Genomic DNA, 15311 nt, shown 5'->3' on the forward strand with positions numbered 1-15311 from the left:
CGCCAGCAGAAGATGCCGAGGGCGGGTTGCCTGCGGTCTCGGCAGCTCTTAGGCGGGCCGGTCCGGCACGCCGTAGGTGATGCTCAGTTTCCGCTCGGCAGAGCGGTCGAAGCGAAGGCGCATGTGGTGCGCACGCCAGGCCCATATGATCCCGATGGCGGCGGCGGCCACGCCCGACAGCGCGGCAACGCCCAGCCCCCAGCGCGGGCCGAAGCTGTTGGCCACCAAGCCGACCAGCGGCGCACCGATCGGGGTCCCGCCCATCAGGATGGCCATGTACAAGGACATGACGCGCCCGCGCATCATGGGAGCAGTCGTGGTCTGCACATAGGCGTTGGCGCTGGTCATGATCGTGATGGCCGCAGCGCCGACCGGCACCAGCGCCAGCCCGAAGAGCCAGACCGTCGGGGCCAGCCCTGCCACGGTGCAGGCGATGCCGAAGGCCACCGACGCGCCAAAGATATAGCGCAGCCGGGGCCGGTCCCGCCGCGCGCTAAGCAGCGAACCGGTGACCGAACCCGCTGCCATCACCGAGGAAAGTATGCCGAAATCACCGGCGTGCCCGCCGAATTCCGTGCGCGCCATGGAGGCGACAAAGACGGAAAAGTTCAGGCCGAAGGTACCGATGATGAAAATGGCGGCCAGCACCACCACCAGGTCGGGCCGCTGCTTCACATACCGGAAGCCTTCGAGGATCTGGCCGCGCCCCTTGGCGGCCTTCTCCCGCAGGTGAAGCTCCTGCCGTCGGATGGCGAGCAGCGCCGCGATCATCGCCGCGAAGGTGGCGGTGTTGATGAGGAACACCGGGCCGGGCCCGATGGCGACGGTGAGCACACCGGCAATGGCCGGCCCGACCATCCTGGCCAGGTTGAACGAGGTGCTGTTCAGCGCCACCGCATTGGGCAGGTAATCGTCGCGCACCACGTCCGAGACGAACGTCTGCCGTGCGGGCGCGTCCACCGCTGTCACCATCCCAAGTGCCAGGGCGAAGGCGTAGACATGCCACAGCTCGGCGACGTCGGCGATCACCATCAGCCCCAACGCCAGACCCAGCACGGCCATCGAAATCTGGGTGGCCATCAGCAGCTTTTGCCGGTCAAACCGGTCGGCAACCAGCCCCGCCCAGGGAGCCATGACCAGTTGCGGTCCCATCTGCAGAGCCATCACGATGCCCATGGCAGCGGCGTCCTGCTCGGTCAGGATGTCGTAGACCAGCCAGTCCTGCGCCGTGCGCTGCATCCACGTGCCGATATTGGAGACCAACGCTCCAATGAACCAGATCCGGTAGTTGAACAACCTCAGTGAACGAAACACGCTTTACCGCCCTTTCCGGCTGCATACCTGCCTCGTCGATGGGTCGCGTCAGGACGTAGTTTCGGCGCCGTCCTCGGTCGCGGTGATGTCGGACGTCTCGGTCGCGGCGATGTCGGAGGCCTCGGCGCCGTTCCCTTCGGATACGTCCTCGGTAGCCGGACGGAGGTCCTCGGCTGCAGCCACGCCGTCCGCGGCTACTCCGGCGTCGTCGGAGACCGCACCCGTATCGGCGGCTGCACCGCCGTCGTCGGAGGCCGCACCCGTATCGGGAGCTGCACCGGCGTCCTCTGCCTCATCCGTATCGGGAGCTGCACCGGCGACGTCTGCCGCATCGGCCGCAGCAGCTGCCTCGGTGCGGTCCGCCGCATCTGCCGCATCCGCCGCAGCAGCTGCCTCGGCTGCCTCGGTGCGGTCCGCCGCCTCTGCCTCCGCCGCGGCCGCGGCTTCTTCAGGCCTAACCCGGTCGGCCCACGGCACCCACTCGGGAGCCAGGAGCGACTTCTCCGAGGGAAGCAGGCCTACTTCGCAGACCGTGGCATCCTTGCCGCGCGGCACCCGGGCAAGCGTGGCGTACCACTGCCAGCCCACGTAGCCTGCCAGTCGTGCCTCGAACCGGTGGGTGACCAGGCGGTCGCCGTCGGCAAAGCTGCCGACGTGTGCACCGATTTGCTCGGACGGGGCGATCTCCAGCACACCGTTGCGCGCACGGTCCACCGCGGCGGCCAGCACAGCATCCAGCTTGGGAGCGCGCTTCGCGGGACGACGCCGGGGAGCGGCCTCGGCCTGCGGCTCGCCGGCGGCCGCCGCCTCCGCCTCAACCGTTTCAGCGCTGGCGTCGGTCATGTTTTCAGTCATCAAGGCCGCTTACGCGTCCAGGTCGTCGGCCACGCGGCGGAGCACCGCTGCGACCTTCGACGCGTGGGAGCGCTCCGGGTAGCGGCCCTTGCGCAGGCCGTTGGAAATTTCGTCCAGCAGCTTGATCAGGTCCTCGGTGATCACGGCCATGTCCTCGGCCGGCTTGCGCGTTGCCCGGACCACCGAGGGAGCGGCGTCGAGGATGCGCGCTGAGAGGGCAGATGGGCCACGCCGGCCATCGGCTATGCCGAATTCCATCCGCGTGCCTGGCTTGACGTCCTTGACGCCTGCCGGCAGCGCCGACGCGTGCAGGAATACTTCCTGTCCGTCTTCGCTGGCCAGGAATCCAAACCCTTTATCCGTGTCAAACCACTTGACTTTGCCGATGGGCACTTTGCTTACCTCGTTCTGCTTCATGATGCAGCGGTACCGCACGCTGCTGCGTTCTTACCATGGGCCCCGCCGGTAGCACAGCGGCCGCACACGCGACCGCGCCGAATCGGGGAAAGTCTGTCTCTAGGTTATCGTGTTCCGCCGACGGCCGAGCCCGCTGCCCACAGCTTTCCGCTCGTGGCGTGAGCGTCGGGAATCGGGCCACGGCAGGCCGCTGTAATCTGGTGTCATGCCCGGAACCGTCCCCGCCCAGAATGCGTCCCGACCCGCCGAGTCCGGTGCGTTGCACCGAGCGCTGGTCGTTGCCGCCGTCGTCGTGCTGTTGGTTGGGCTGGGCAGCCTGGGCGTGATTCTGGCCGGCGCCATGGCCGGCACCGAGGTGTGGACGGGCTTCCTGGGACTGGCCTGGTTCTGCTTTCCCATCGCCTTCGTGCTGATGGTGCTGCTGGTGGCCGGCAGCGTCCGGCGCCGCCGCCGCAGCTAGCGGCAGCAGCCGCTCCCGAGACCGGCCCGCCCCGGCACCGTTGCGCCGCAGAGGCGCGGGGTAACGTTAATCCGGTGTCCTCCATCCGCGCCTTGGCTGGCCAGCTGGCCGCCCGCAGCGACACAGAGCTGCGGCAGTTGTTCAGCACCCGTCCGGATCTGTGCCTGCCGGCCGTGCCGGACTTTTCCGCCCTGGCGGCGCGCGCGTGCACCCGGATCAGCCTGCAGCGGGTGCTGGAACAGCTGTCCCGGCCCGAACTGGACGTGCTCGAAGCCGTAGTGCTCAGCACCGATGTGGATGCCGGGCGCGCCACCGATGCCCGCTCCCTGCGGCCGCTGCTCGTGCCGCCGGAAGGCACCGCGACGCTTCACGAACTGGACTCCTGCCTGGCTCGGCTGCATGGACTTGCCTTGCTGCTGTCCGCGGAACTGCCCTCCCACGACGACGGCGGTGCCACCCCTCCTTCCCCGGCCTACCTTCCGGTGGCGAGCCTGGCGGAAGCACTGGGACCGTACCCCTCCGGCCTCGGCCGCAGCTACGCAGCCCTGGCCGCCGCCAGCCCCGTGGCCGCCGACCATCTGGTCGGTACGGTGCGGCTGCTGCGGGAGGCCGGTTACGCCCTCCCGGCAGATTTTCCGGAGCCGGGCACGGACGAAGGCCCCGGCGCGCCGTCCCCGGGCGTCCGGGCAGCCGCCGTGCTTGAGAGCTGGCTTGCCGACCCGCGGACCTGGCAGGCGCTGATGGCCAAGGCGCCGGAGCATACGGGCGAGCTGCTCGGGAAGTTCCGCCGCTCCCCGCTCGGGGCGCTGCCGCACCGGCTGGCCGGCACGGGCCCGCGCGACGCCGCCTCACCGATCGACTGGCTGGCAGCCCATGCACTCCTGGTGCCCATCGACGCGTCGCACGTGGAACTCCCCCGGCCGGCGGGCCTGGCGGTGCGCGGCGGCGCCGTGGCAGATCCCTGGCACACGCATCCGCCGGCAATTGCTGACCGGCAGGTCCGAAATTCCCTGCGTGACAACGCGGCGTTCTCCGCCGCGGCCGAGACGCTGCGGCTGGTGGCCGAGCTGCTGGAACAGATACGCCGGGTACCGGTGGCCACCCTGCGGGCAGGCGGTGTGGGCGTCCGCGAAGTACGGCGGCTGGCCGAGGCGCTGCGGATCGAACCGGGCGTGACCAGCTGGCTGCTGGAGCTGTCCGCCGCGGCCGGACTGGTCATCCTGGACGTGGATACCTCCCGCTGGGTGGTCCATGCGAACGCCAGGTTCGGTTCCCTGGAGCGCCGGGACCAATGGCACCTGCTGGTCTCGTCCTGGCTGCAGCTGGACCGGGCGCCGTCGCTGGTGGGCGGGCGGACGCCGTCGGACACCGCCATTAATGCGCTGGCGGCCGAAGCGTCCCGGCCCGACGCCCCGGCAGTCCGGCGCCAGGTGCTCGAGGCGCTGGAGGAGCTTTGCGGGGCGGCTGATTCCACCGGCGGCAGCACGCCGGCGCCCTCGCCGGAAGAGGTTACCGCCTATCTGGTCTGGCGGCGGCCCCGGCAGCAGCGCCGGTTCAAGCGGCTGGTTCCGGGCATCCTGGCCGAGGCCGCGCGGCTGGGTCTCGTGGGCTCCGGCGCGCTGACCGGGCTGGGTCGGGCGACGGCGCAGGGCCGGCTGGCCGAGGCCGCCGCGCTGCTGGCCGAGCAGCTGCCGGAACCGCTGGACAAATTCATGCTGCAGGCGGACCTGACGGCCGTTGCTCCCGGTTATCTGGCCCCGGATATCGCCGCCGAGCTGTCCTTGCTGTCCGATGCTGAAGGCCAGGGCCCGGCAGCCATCTACCGGTTCTCGGCCGACAGCATCCGGCGCGCCCTCGACGCCGGCCGGGACGCCGCCGGGATCCTCGGCTTCCTGACCCGCCATTCGGCCACCGGCGTGCCGCAGCCGCTGCAGTATCTGGTGGAGGACACCGCTTCCCGGCACGGTGCGCTGCGGGTCGGAGCGGCCGCCAGCTTCCTGCGCAGCGATGACGAAGATGCCTTGACGGACCTGCTCGCCGACCCGCGCGCGGCCCGGCTGGGCCTGCGCCGGCTGGCGCCTACGGTGCTGGTGTCGCGTACCGGAGCCCGCGATCTGCTCGCCTCCCTGCGCCAGCTCGGTTACGCGCCGGCTCCGGAGGCCGACGACGGCGTGGCGCTGGGCGGCGGGGCCGGCGCCGGCGGGGCCGGCACCGGCTGGCCGGGCACCGTCGGGGCGGGGGCCGTCGGGGCGGGGACCGTCGGGCGTCCTGCTGCGGACGGCACCCCGGCGGATGGTTCCGCAGCTGCGCAGGCGGGCCGCGCGCCGTCGTCGTTTCCGGTGAGGACGAATCCCTGGGAACTCACCGCCGAAGATGCCGATGCCCAGCTGGCAATGCTCCGGAGCAGCGGCGTTCCCTCCCTCCCGGCCGCCGAGGCCGGGCCGCTGCTGGCGCTGGAAACGCTGCGCACCGCGGTCCGGTTGAAACAAAAGGTGCGGATCGGCATCGTGGACCCGGACGGCAACCACCGGCGCCAGGTGATGCTCCCGCTGTCCGTCAGCGGCGGGCGGGTGCGCGTCTTCGACCCCGACCGTGACAGCGAGCGCACCGTCTCCATCCACCGCGTGATGGACATCGAACTAGTGGAGGGCAGCTGAATGGCCAACGGACCCCTGATCGTCCAAAGCGACAAGACGATCCTGCTGGAGGTGGACCACGAACAGGCCACCGAGGCCCGGCACGCCATCGCCGCGTTCGCCGAACTGGAGCGCGCACCGGAGCACATGCATTCCTACCGGATCACTCCGCTGGGGCTGTGGAACGCCCGCGCCGCCGGGCTGGACGCCGAACAGGTGCTGGACACGCTGCTGAACTACTCGCGCTTCCCGGTGCCGCACGCGCTGCTGGTGGATATCGAGGACACCATGTCCCGGTACGGGCGGCTGCGGCTGGAGAAGGACCCACAGCATGGCCTGGTGCTGCGCACCAGCGACTACCCGGTGCTCGAAGAGGTCATGCACGCCAAGAAGATCCAGCCGCTGCTGGGTCCGCGGATCGATGCCGAGACCACCGTGGTGCACTCCTCGCAGCGCGGCCAGCTCAAGCAATTGCTGCTCAAGCTGGGTTGGCCCGCGGAGGACCTGGCGGGCTACGTCGACGGCACGCCGCATCCGATTGCGCTGGCCGAATCCGCGGAACCGGGCGGCTGGCAGTTGCGGCCGTACCAGCGCCTGGCCGTGGAGAATTTCTGGGCCGGTGGTTCCGGCGTCGTCGTCCTGCCCTGCGGGGCCGGCAAGACGCTGGTCGGCGCCGCCGCGATGGCCACCAGCTCCACCACCACCCTGGTGCTGGTGACCAACACCGTCTCCGCACGGCAGTGGAAGGACGAACTCGTCCGCCGGACCTCCCTGACCGCGGAGGAGGTGGGCGAATACTCCGGCTCGGTCAAGGAAATCCGGCCGGTCACCATCGCCACCTACCAGGTGCTGACCATGCGCCGCGGCGGACTGTATCCGCACCTGGAACTATTGGACGCCAACGACTGGGGCCTGATCATCTACGACGAGGTGCATCTGCTGCCGGCCCCGATGTTCCGGATGACCGCGGACCTGCAGGCGCGGCGGCGGCTGGGGCTGACCGCCACGCTGGTGCGCGAGGACGGCCGCGAGGGCGAAGTGTTCTCGCTGATCGGCCCGAAGCGCTATGACGCGCCGTGGAAGGACATCGAGGCGCAGGGCTACATCGCGCCCGCCGACTGCGTCGAAGTCCGGGTGGACCTGCCGCGGGACGAGCGGGTGGCGTACGCCATGGCCGACGACGGCGACAAGTACCGGCTGTGCGCAACGTCCCCGATCAAGACCCCGGTCGTCGACGCCTTGGTGCGGGCCCACCGGGGCGAGCAACTGCTGGTGATCGGTCAGTACATCGACCAACTGGACGAGATCGCCGCGCACCTGGACGCGCCCGTGATCAAGGGCGAGACGTCGGTGAAGGAACGGCAGCGGCTGTTCGACGCTTTCCGCCGCGGTGAACTGCAGACGCTGGTGGTCTCCAAGGTAGCCAACTTCTCCATCGACCTGCCCGAAGCCACCGTGGCCATCCAGGTGTCCGGCTCGTTCGGCTCACGGCAGGAAGAAGCCCAGCGCCTGGGCCGGCTCCTGCGCCCAAAGGCGGATGGCCGGGCCGCCCGGTTCTACACGCTGGTCGCGCGGGACACGCTGGACCAGGACTTCGCGGCCAAACGCCAGCGTTTCCTGGCCGAGCAGGGCTACGCCTACACCATCAAGGACGCCAACGACGTGCTGCAGCCGTAGGTCGGCCCGCGCCCCGGGGACCCTCGCGGCACCGCGACCGTTGTGGCGGGCGCCTGGACATCGAGATCGGCGTCACCGACCGCTGCCGGCGCCCGGAAGGGCAGCTCATCAAGGGCTGTAACGCCTGATGATCATGCCCCTCCGGGGGTTGCCGCCAGCCTCAGCGCAGGCCGCCGTTTCGGTACAGCTGGCGGAAGGCCTCTTCGCGGACCTCCTCCAGACGCTGGTAATCAACCGCCCAGCGGCGCCGGTCCATGCGGCGACGGGCAAGGCTGCGGCGTATGCTGGCCGCCGCCGCGCTCAGCGCGCTTGCCGTGTCGTGGAGCAGCTGCCGGAGGTCCAAGGTTCGGGAGCCCTCGAACTCCTCAACCGTTTCGTAGATATTGGCTGCTTCGGATTCGCTGGCCACTACTGCTGACTGCATGATTTCCCTTTCGGCTTTGCCGGACTTTCGCCGACCACTCAAGAATCCGCCTCCGACAGGTGGGGCAGCATCGGGCAAACGCCCCATTTGCCCTGGCCCGGAATGGGTCATCAGGGCCGCCGTGCGCGCGCAGCATTCTTTCAGCAAACTCCCAGAAACCGGGCGCACACTGGAAGAGTGAAAAAGCCTGAGCCCGAAGCCAAACTGCTGGTCGTCGACGACGAGCCGAACATCCGGGAACTGCTGTCGACCTCGCTGCGGTTCGCAGGATTCGAGGTAGTGGCTGCCGCCAACGGCCGCGAGGCGCTGGACGCCGCCGAAGAGCATTCACCCGATCTGGCGGTGCTGGACGTGATGCTTCCGGACATGGACGGCTTCACCGTCACCCGCAAGCTCCGCGCCTCCGGCCGTCATTTCCCGGTGGTCTTCCTCACCGCGCGCGACGATACCGAAGACAAGGTCACCGGCCTGACGGTCGGCGGCGACGACTACGTGACCAAGCCCTTCAGCCTGGACGAAGTGGTGGCCCGGATCCGCGCCGTGCTCCGCCGCACCCGCCCGCTGCTGGCGGACGACGCGATCATCCAGGTGGACGACCTGGAGCTCGACGACGACGCGCACGAGGTGCGCCGGGGCGGCGACGTCATCGACCTCTCCCCTACCGAGTTCAAGTTGTTGCGCTACCTGATGCTGAACCCGAACCGGGTGCTCTCCAAGGCGCAGATTCTGGACCACGTCTGGGAATACGACTTCAACGGCGACGCCTCAATCGTCGAGTCCTACATTTCCTACCTGCGCCGGAAGATCGACACGAATCCGGACACTCCGCCGCTGATCCAGACCAAGCGCGGCGTGGGGTACCTGCTGCGCACGGCCGACCGCCGCTGATCCATGCTGGATCGATGGAAGTCAGCATCCCTGCGGTCGCAGCTGGTGCTGATCATGGGCGTGCTCATGGTCGCCACCCTGACCCTGACCTCGGCGCTGATCCTGACCCAGCTTCACGACACGCTGGTGAGGCAACTCGACGAGGACCTGCTCAATAACCGCCAGTCCATCTCGTCCTTCCTGGTCCGTGAAGCGACCGCCCCCAGCGGGATGTCCTACTCGTCGAGGTATTACGGCGCCTTGTTCACCCGGGACGGCGAGCTCACGATTGACACCAACCCCGCCGGTGACCGCCCGGCTCTGAAGGACATCACTCCGGACAGGGCCCAAGCACTCGAGGGCCGGGGTTTCCACGTGCCCGGCACCGAACGGGACAGCCAGGGCTGGCGCGTGTGGGTCACGCCCCTCCAGAACGATTCCGGCTCGGTCGCCGTGGCAGTGAGCTACAACGAGGTGAACAGCACCTTCGACAAGGTCGCGGCGAGCACGCTTCTCATCGCCGTCTCGGCCACGGTCGCCGCCATCGGCATCGTGTGGCTGGCCGTCACCCGGTCCTTCCGGCCGTTGGCCCGGGTGGAGAAAACGGCCGCGGCCATTGCCGCCGGGGACCTCTCGCGCCGCGTCGACGTGCTGAACCCGGCGACCGAAGTGGGCCGGCTCTCCAGTTCGCTGAACGCCATGCTCGCCCACATCGAAACCGCCTTCGCGTCCCGGACCGCATCCGAACAGCGAATGCGGCGTTTCGTCCAGGATGCCTCGCACGAACTGCGCACCCCGCTGGTCACCATCCGCGGCTTCTCCGAGCTGTACCGGCACGGCGCACTGCAGACGCCGGACGACGTCGGTGCCGCCATGGGCCGGATCGAGAGCGAAGCCAAGCGCATGGGCCAACTCGTGGAGGACCTGCTGACCCTGGCACGGGTGGATGAACAGCGTCCGCTCGAAACCAAGCCGCTGGATCTCCTCATGCTCGGCAACGATGCGGCTTTGGATGCCCGCGCCAGCGCCCCGGACCGCGCCATCACCGTCGTGGGGCTCGACGGCGGAGCGCCGCGGCCGGCGCCGATCGTGGGCGACGAGGCCCGACTGCGCCAGGTGGTGGCCAACTTGGTCACCAACGCCCTGCGCTACACGCCTGAAGGCTCACCGCTGGAGATCGCCGTCGGCGTTCAGCCGGTGATCGACGACCGCTTGGATTCTGTCCTGGAAATCCGCGACCACGGACCGGGCATCTCCGAAGACGAGGCCTCCCGTGTGTTCGAACGTTTCTACCGGGCGGACACCTCCCGGTATCGCGAGACCGGAGGCACCGGGCTGGGCCTGGCCATCGTCGCGGCCCTGGTGGCCCAGCATGACGGCACCGTCAGGTTGACCGAGACCCCGGGCGGCGGCGCAACCATGTCCATCCGGATCCCGTATCATCCGCCCGCGGACGAGGACGGCGCCTTCAACCTCGAGTGACCGCAGGGGCATTCCGCGCCGGGCTTTTCCACAGCCGGCGGCTTGGGCCTCGCGGCACCTTTGGCCGCTGCCTAGTCTGAACCGTGTCGGATAGATTCACCCCCAAGAGCGGAGGACACCATGGCCGTATTCCAGGTAGACAGCGAGGCTCTTGCCGCCAAGAGCATGGCCGTGCAGGGCACCATCGGACGGCTGCAGGCGGAGGTGAACACCATGCAGTCCGGGTTGCGCGAATTGGAGTCGCTGTGGACCGGTTCGGCGGCGGCCAACTTCCAGCAGCTCATCACGGACTGGCGGGCCACGCAGCTGAAGGTGGAGGAATCCCTGGCCAGCATCAACGCGGCGTTGTCCCACGCCTCGCAGCAGTACTCGCAGGCCGAGGAGGCCAACGCCCGGATGTTCCTGGCCTGACCATCGTCGGACCGGGTGAGGGCGCACGGCCGCGGGGTGCGGACGCGGGAACTGGTGTGCGGGCGCGGGTGCCGGCGCGCGGGTGCACGTCGTCGGGCGCGCGGTCTCCGTTCAGGCCTGCTCGGGTGTGCCCTGGTGGAAGCGCAGGCGCCACCGCCCGCCATCGCGCAGCCAGAGCGAACTGCGCAGTGCCGAAGCGTCGCGGCGGGTGCTGCGGTATGTCAGCAGGATGCTGTCTTCGCCGAGCCGTTCGACGGCGAAGACCTCCATCGAGGCGTCCAGCTCAGGGCTTTCCTGGAGTTCGCTGATCATAGCGTCCCGCGTCCACATCCGGCCGGCTTCCCCAATCTCGGCGAAGTCGGGGTGCAGCAGCACGGCCAAGCGCCCGTAGTCCGCCCGGACGGCGGGACTGAGCAGCTCCTGCTCCAGCCGCACCACCAGCTCTTCCGCGGCGTCCCCTCCTGCGGCGGCATCCGCGAAGTCTTCCAGCTCGGAGAACAGGTCGGGCTCCGGCACGACTGCGGCTGCCGGCCGCCCTGCTCCGTTTCCGGGAGAACCCGGCTCCGCTGCCGCCCGGGCCGTCGGTGCGTTTCCTCGGCGGGCGGCAGCAGCCGGCGCCGATTCGAAGACGGCGCTGCCGGAGGTTCCCGGTCCGCCGGGAAAGCCCGGGCCGGCCGATGCGCCGGTGCCGTTCTGGAAGGCGAGGGCCACCGCGCGGGCGCGTTCGTCGGCGGCTTCGTTCAGCTTGTGTCCGGCGTGGCCCTTCACCCACTCGAACTCGTAGCTGCGCCCCTTGATCGCGGCGTCGATGTCCTTGAGCATGTCGACGTTCAGCACCGGCTTGCCGTCGGCCTTTTTCCAGCCCCGCCGCTTCCAGCCCGGCATCCACTTGGTCACGCAGTTGATCACGTACTGGCTGTCGCACAACACGCGCAGGTGTTCCTGCGGCAGGTGAGCCGTGGCCCGGAACAAGTCCAGCACGGCCATCAGCTCGCCCTGGTTGTTGGTGCCGTGCGGCCAGCCGCCGGCAGCCCACGCGGTGTCGTCGATGTACCAGGCCCAGCCGGCCGGACCGGGATTGCCGAGCGCAGAGCCATCGGCGGCAGCAGTGATAGTCATGATCTCCATCTTTTCAGATCCGGCCAACATTCCTGGCCCTGGGCGGGCACATGGCAAACATTCCTGGCCCTAGGCTGGGGCACGTGGCAATACTCATCGATCCTCCGCTCTGGCCGGCGCACGGCACCCACTTTTCCCACCTGGTCTCTGACACCTCGCTGGCCGAACTGCACCGCTTCGCCGCGGCCGCCGGTATCCGCGAGCGGGCCTTCGACCGGGATCACTACGACGTGCCGGCCAGCCGCTACGGCGAGCTGGTCCAGTTGGGTGCCGTCGAGGTCAGCGCCGGCGACCTGACCCGCCGGCTGCAGGCGAGCGGGCTGCGCGTACCGGCCCGTCAACGCCCGGAAAAACTGCGCCGAGTACTGCTGCGCCGGTGGAACGAACTGCTGCCCGGGCAGCAGGACCTCGGCCGCGACCTGCTGGACCGCTGGGCAGAACCACACCGCCACTACCATGGCCCCGGCCACCTGCTGGCAGTCCTGGAGGCGCTGGAACAGCTCACTTCCCCCGCCGCGTCCGGTCCCCGGCCGCGGCCGGTGTGGTTGGCGGCCTGGTTCCACGACGCCGTCTACAACGGCCGGCCCGGCGTGGATGAACAGGAATCGGCAGACCTGGCGGCTGCCTGCCTGCCGGCGGCCGGCTGCAGCGGTGACGAGACGGCCGAAGTGGTCCGGCTGGTCCTGCTCACAGCCAGCCACTCGCCCAGCCCGCAGGATGAGTCCGGCGCCCTGCTGTGCGACGCCGACCTGTCCATCCTCGGCGCACCACCGGCGGAGTACCGCAGCTATGTCCGGGACGTCCGCAAAGACTATGCGCACGTGCCCGACGCCGACTTCGCCGCCGGGCGCACCGCCGTCGTCCGCCGTCTGCTGACGCTGGATCCGCTGTACCGGACACCGGCGGCCCGGGAGAAGTGGCTGGAGCGTGCAAGGCAGAACCTCTCCGCGGAGCTAGAAGCCTGGCGGTACGAGGGGCGGGCCTGGCTCCGCCCGGAGAGGCGGTAAGGCGAGGGGTTAAGGCCGCGAGGCGCGGCTCCCGTGACGGGAACCGCGCCTCGCTAAACCGTGGCCTGTTATTGGGCCGAGGTGGTGGCGGGAAAGCTTAGAAGCCGCCCATGCCGCCCATCTCGTCGCCGCCCGGCATGGCCGGAGCGGCCTTCTCCGGCTTGTCGGCGACAACGGCTTCGGTGGTCAGGAACAGGCCGGCGATTGACGCCGCGTTCTGCAGGGCAGAGCGGGTGACCTTGACCGGATCGTTCACGCCCGCAGCCAGCAGGTCCTCGTAGACACCGGTGGCAGCGTTCAGGCCGTGGCCGTCGGCCAGCCCGCGCACCTTGTCGGCCACGACGCCCGGCTCCAGGCCGGCGTTGAGGGCGATCTGCTTCAGCGGAGCGTCGATGGCAACCTTGACGATGTTGGCGCCGGTTGCTTCGTCGCCTTCGAGGGTGAGGTTGGCGAACGCCTTGGCGCCGGCCTGGATCAAGGCCACGCCGCCACCGGCGACGATGCCTTCCTCAACGGCAGCCTTCGCGTTGCGGACGGCGTCCTCGATGCGGTGCTTGCGTTCCTTGAGCTCGACCTCGGTTGCGGCACCGGCCTTGATGACTGCAACGCCGCCGGCCAGCTTGGCCAGGCGCTCCTGCAGCTTCTCGCGGTCGTAGTCCGAATCGGAGTTCTCGATCTCGGCGCGGATCTGGTTGACGCGGCCGGCGATGGCGTCGGCTTCGCCGGCACCTTCGACGATGGTGGTCTCGTCCTTGGTGACAACCACCTTGCGGGCCTGGCCCAGCAGGTCCAGGGTGGCGTTCTCCAGCTTGAGGCCGACTTCTTCGGCGATGACCTGGCCGCCGGTCAGGATGGCGATGTCGGCCAGCATGGCCTTGCGGCGGTCGCCGAAGCCCGGAGCCTTAACCGCAACGGACTTGAAGGTGCCGCGCATCTTGTTCACGATCAGGGTGGCCAGGGCCTCGGCCTCGACGTCCTCGGCGATGATCAGCAGCGGCTTGCCGGACTGCATGACCTTCTCCAGGATGCCAACCAGGTCCTTCACGTTGGAGATCTTGGAGTTGACGATCAGGATGTACGGATCCTCAAGGACCGTCTCCTGGCGCTCGGCGTCGGTAACGAAGTACGCGGACAGGTAGCCCTTGTCAAAGCGCATGCCTTCGGTGAGCTCCAGCTCCAGGCCGAAGGTGTTGGACTCCTCGACCGTGACGACGCCTTCCTTGCCCACCTTGTCCAGAGCCTCGGCGATCAGCTCGCCGATCTGCGGATCTCCGGCGGAGATGGACGCGGTGGCGGCGATCTGTTCCTTGGTCTCGATTTCCTTGGCGGAAGCGATGAGCTCGGCGGTGACGGCGTCAACGGCCTTCTCGATGCCGCGCTTCAGGCTCAGCGGGTCGGCGCCGGCAGCAACGTTGCGCAGGCCTTCCTTGACCAGGGCCTGGGCCAGGACGGTCGCGGTGGTGGTACCGTCACCGGCGACGTCGTCCGTCTTCTTGGCGACTTCCTTGACCAGCTCGGCGCCGATCTTCTCGTACGGGTCGTCCAGCTCGATCTCCTTGGCGATGGATACACCATCGTTGGTGATCGTGGGGGCGCCCCACTTCTTCTCGAGCACGACGTTGCGGCCACGCGGGCCGAGGGTCACCTTCACGGCGTCAGCGAGGATGTTCAATCCGCGCTCGAGGCCGCGGCGGGCCTCTTCGTCAAATGCAATGATCTTTGCCATAGCGGCTTACGTCCCTTCTGGACAATAGACACTGGACGCAGCTTTTGACGGCTGCTGGCCACCTGCGGTGCCCGCGACGGACGGCTCACGACGACGGCGGTTTCTGTACGCCGCGCCGCTCACCTCACCGAGGTGGCGGGTTTCACTCCCTACGGGCTTTCTTAGCAGTCAGCCCGCGAGAGTGCTAACTCAATAATTAGCACTCGCAGGTGTCGAGTGCAAGCTGTTGGGGGGCGGCCGGCCGGACCGCTTCGCGGATCGCGCTACCCCTGAGCGCCCCCGGGCCAACAATCAGGGTGGACCCCCATGGAAACGGCCGCTCGCTCCCGCGTAGATTGGCAGGTAAGACAGCGCAAGCGAACTATCGGCCCGGCACCGGGCAAAGGTCGGAGAACCATGTCTGAAACACCGGACGAAAAGAACATCAGCAACCCCACCGAACCCCTGGCGCCGGGCCCCAACCCGACGAGGCCGCTCGGCGGCCAACCGCCGTACGGCGCATCCGGCCAGCGGCCTTCCGGGCAGCCCGGTTACGGGGTTCCGGGGCAGCAGCAGCCCGCCCCCGGGCAGCAGCCCTTCGGCCAGCAACCTTACGGCGCCCCGGGACAGCAGTACCCGCAGCCGGGACAGCCCTACGGCCAGCAGCAGTACTACGGGGCTCCCCAGGGCTACTACTACCCCGAGCAGAAGTCGCGGCTGATCGGCGGCCTGCTGGGCATCCTGCTGGGCGGCCTGGGCGTGCACCGGTTCTATCTGGGCCACGTCGCCATCGGCGTGGTGCAGATTGTGGTCACCTTCCTGACGTTTGGCCTCGGCGCCGTCTGGGGCTTCGTCGAGGGCATCATGATCCTGGTCGGGGCGGAACCGTTCAAGCGCGATGCCCGCGGAGTCCCGCTGAAGGAGTAGGCCCCATCGG

Annotated in this window: 14 protein-coding genes; 8 read left to right on the forward strand and 6 right to left on the reverse strand. The window is 69.0% G+C overall.

Annotation, left to right across the window (positions count from 1 at the left end):
- Positions 1–48: 48 nt before the first annotated feature.
- Genes AC5RVS_RS12355 through AC5RVS_RS12365 form a run of 3 tightly spaced genes read right to left on the reverse strand, consistent with a single transcriptional unit; the run spans position 49 to position 2562 of the window.
- The gene (locus AC5RVS_RS12355) at positions 49–1314 is read right to left on the reverse strand and encodes an MFS transporter (RefSeq protein WP_494108349.1); all 1266 of its coding nucleotides are present in this window, start codon (positions 1312–1314) and stop codon (positions 49–51) included.
- A 48-nt stretch (positions 1315–1362) separates the two neighbouring features.
- Positions 1363–2169 carry a DUF3027 domain-containing protein gene (locus AC5RVS_RS12360; RefSeq protein ID WP_494108350.1) on the reverse strand — a complete coding sequence of 269 codons (807 nt, stop codon included), beginning with the start codon at positions 2167–2169 and terminating at the stop codon, positions 1363–1365.
- A gap of 9 nt (positions 2170–2178) precedes the next feature.
- Positions 2179–2562, reverse strand: coding sequence for a cold-shock protein (locus tag AC5RVS_RS12365; protein WP_493988228.1), 384 nt, complete (start codon positions 2560–2562; stop codon positions 2179–2181).
- A gap of 229 nt (positions 2563–2791) precedes the next feature.
- Between AC5RVS_RS12365 and AC5RVS_RS12370 the strand changes: the two genes are divergently transcribed.
- The 3 genes from AC5RVS_RS12370 (at position 2792) to AC5RVS_RS12380 (ending at position 7359) form a co-directional block, all read left to right on the forward strand.
- The gene (locus AC5RVS_RS12370; protein ID WP_494108351.1) at positions 2792–3046 is read left to right on the forward strand and encodes a hypothetical protein; all 255 of its coding nucleotides are present in this window, start codon (positions 2792–2794) and stop codon (positions 3044–3046) included.
- Between the two features lie 74 nt (positions 3047–3120).
- Positions 3121–5703 carry a helicase-associated domain-containing protein gene (locus tag AC5RVS_RS12375; protein WP_494108352.1) on the forward strand — a complete coding sequence of 861 codons (2583 nt, stop codon included), beginning with the start codon at positions 3121–3123 and terminating at the stop codon, positions 5701–5703.
- On the forward strand, positions 5704–7359 hold the full coding sequence (locus tag AC5RVS_RS12380; protein ID WP_494108353.1) for a DNA repair helicase XPB: 1656 nt from the start codon (positions 5704–5706) through the stop codon (positions 7357–7359).
- A 160-nt stretch (positions 7360–7519) separates the two neighbouring features.
- On the opposite strand, the gene AC5RVS_RS12385 is transcribed toward AC5RVS_RS12380, so the two are convergent.
- A complete protein-coding gene (locus tag AC5RVS_RS12385) occupies positions 7520–7783 on the reverse strand; it encodes a hypothetical protein (RefSeq protein ID WP_494108354.1) in 264 nt (87 codons plus the stop codon).
- Positions 7784–7960: 177 nt separating this feature from the next.
- Here AC5RVS_RS12385 and AC5RVS_RS12390 point away from each other — a divergent pair, with 177 nt between their 5' ends.
- The 3 genes from AC5RVS_RS12390 to AC5RVS_RS12400 all read left to right on the forward strand — a co-directional run bounded on the left by AC5RVS_RS12390 (position 7961) and on the right by AC5RVS_RS12400 (position 10543).
- Positions 7961–8671: a response regulator transcription factor gene (locus AC5RVS_RS12390; protein WP_494108355.1), complete on the forward strand. Its 711-nt coding sequence runs from the start codon at positions 7961–7963 to the stop codon at positions 8669–8671.
- A 3-nt stretch (positions 8672–8674) separates the two neighbouring features.
- Positions 8675–10132: a sensor histidine kinase gene (locus AC5RVS_RS12395; protein ID WP_494108356.1), complete on the forward strand. Its 1458-nt coding sequence runs from the start codon at positions 8675–8677 to the stop codon at positions 10130–10132.
- Between the two features lie 120 nt (positions 10133–10252).
- Entirely contained in the window at positions 10253–10543 is a 291-nt protein-coding gene (locus tag AC5RVS_RS12400; RefSeq protein ID WP_494108357.1) for a WXG100 family type VII secretion target, read from the forward strand.
- A 111-nt stretch (positions 10544–10654) separates the two neighbouring features.
- On the opposite strand, the gene AC5RVS_RS12405 is transcribed toward AC5RVS_RS12400, so the two are convergent.
- Positions 10655–11662 (reverse strand): RNase H family protein, encoded by a 1008-nt coding sequence (locus tag AC5RVS_RS12405; protein ID WP_494108358.1) that lies wholly within the window; start codon positions 11660–11662, stop codon positions 10655–10657.
- 83 nt (positions 11663–11745) lie between these two features.
- Here AC5RVS_RS12405 and AC5RVS_RS12410 point away from each other — a divergent pair, with 83 nt between their 5' ends.
- A complete protein-coding gene (locus AC5RVS_RS12410) occupies positions 11746–12669 on the forward strand; it encodes a DUF4031 domain-containing protein (protein WP_494108359.1) in 924 nt (307 codons plus the stop codon).
- Between the two features lie 97 nt (positions 12670–12766).
- On the opposite strand, the gene groL is transcribed toward AC5RVS_RS12410, so the two are convergent.
- Positions 12767–14395: a chaperonin GroEL gene (groL, locus tag AC5RVS_RS12415; RefSeq protein ID WP_493987608.1), complete on the reverse strand. Its 1629-nt coding sequence runs from the start codon at positions 14393–14395 to the stop codon at positions 12767–12769.
- A 396-nt stretch (positions 14396–14791) separates the two neighbouring features.
- On the opposite strand from groL, the gene AC5RVS_RS12420 reads away from it, so the two are divergent.
- Positions 14792–15301, forward strand: a complete 510-nt coding sequence (locus AC5RVS_RS12420; protein ID WP_494108360.1) for a TM2 domain-containing protein — start codon at positions 14792–14794, stop codon at positions 15299–15301.
- The last annotated feature ends 10 nt before the right edge of the window (positions 15302–15311 follow it).

It is taken from the genome of Arthrobacter sp. Y3221048, assembly GCF_059092685.1.